This window comes from Gordonia desulfuricans NBRC 100010 (assembly GCF_001485495.1).
Classification (GTDB): Bacteria; Actinomycetota; Actinomycetes; order Mycobacteriales; family Mycobacteriaceae; genus Gordonia; species Gordonia desulfuricans.
The window spans coordinates 1-1483 of the sequence record NZ_BCNF01000221.1; the positions used below are offsets into that span (position 1 = coordinate 1).

1 protein-coding gene is annotated in these 1483 nt (G+C 70.6%); it reads right to left on the bottom strand.

Annotated features, from left to right (window positions below; all coding sequences use genetic code 11):
- A partial coding sequence (gene purT / locus GD1_RS23955; RefSeq protein ID WP_083534698.1) for a formate-dependent phosphoribosylglycinamide formyltransferase occupies positions 1-1429 on the bottom strand: 1429 nt, incomplete at its 3' end.
- Positions 1430-1483: the final 54 nt, after the last annotated feature.

Sequence of the window (1483 nt, forward strand, 5' to 3'; positions counted from 1 at the left end):
CCACCGGAGGACGCGGAGGCTGTTGTGCACCACGCGGTCCCGGCGCGGGCCAACCCGGACCGTGCGGTCCGGGGCCCTGCGGACCGGGCGCTCCGATGCCCTGCGGACCGGCGGGCGGGATCGGCGGACGGGTGGGCATGACCGGCGGAACCGGTGCGGGCGCACCGTGTTTGGCCTCGCGACCGCTGACCGGGGTGACGATCGAGGCCGCCCGCACCGCACGTTCACGGGCGGTGGCGACGTCGTCGGCGGTGGCGGTGACCACGCCCATGCGGCGCCGGTGGAAGCTCTCCGGCTTGCCGAAGAGCCGAATGTCGGTCTCGGGCACCATGAGTGCCTGTGCGACGTCGGTGAAGCCGATCGCCTTCTCGTCGAGCTGGCCGTAGATCACCGCCGACGCACCGGGTGAGGCGAGGGTGACGTCGACCGGCAGTCCGAGGATCGCGCGGGCATGCATCTCGAACTCGCTGAGCCGCTGGGTGGCCATCGTGACCAGGCCGGTGTCGTGTGGTCGCGGACTGACCTCGGAGAAGTACACGTCGTCGCCCTTGACGAACAGTTCCACGCCGAAGATCCCACGGCCGCCGAGCTTTCCGTCGCCCATGGCGGTGGCGATCCGGGCCGCGATCGAGGTGGCCGCGCCGAGTGCGTCGGGGCTCATCTCGTGCGGCTGCCAGCTCTCCACGTAGTCGCCGCCGACCTGCTTGTGTCCGATCGGCGCACAGAAATGGGAGGTGATCCGACCGGTCGCGGGGTCGATCGCGCGCACGGTCAGCAGGGTGATCTCGAAGTCGAATTCGACCCAGCCCTCGATGATCACCCGATCGGTGGCGACGCGGCCACCGGTGGTCGCGCACTCCCATGCGGCGGTGATGTCGTCGGCGCTCTTGATCACCGTCTGGCCCTTGCCCGACGACGACATCACCGGCTTCACCACACACGGGTAGCCGATCTGCTTGACCGCGATGGTCATCTCTTCGAGCGAGCCGGCGAACAGGTACGGCGAGGTCGGCAGACCGAGTTCCTCGTCGGCGAGCCGCCGGATGCCCTCACGGTTCATCGTGGCCATCACCGCTGCGGCGGTCGGGATGACCTCGGCCTGGCCGCGTCGTTCCACCACCTGCAGGGCCTCGGTGGCGATCGCCTCGATCTCCGGCACCACATAGTTCGGTCGGTACTTGTCGACCAGGGCGAGGATCGCATCCGCGTCGGTCATGTCGACGACCTCGGCGTGGTGGGCCACCTGCTGTCCCGGCGCCCCCTCGTACCGGTCCACCGCGATCACCTCGACGCCGAGGCGCTGGAATGCGATGACCAGTTCCTTGCCGAGTTCACCGGCGCCGAGCACCATGACGCGCGTCGCGGTGGGCGAGTTCGGGGTTCCGATGACGTCGGGCGGCCCGACCGGCGACGGACGGGTCGCCTGCATCCGGGTCGGGGCGTCGGGGGCGGGCTTCGGCTCCGGCGCCGCCGGGGCGGCAGC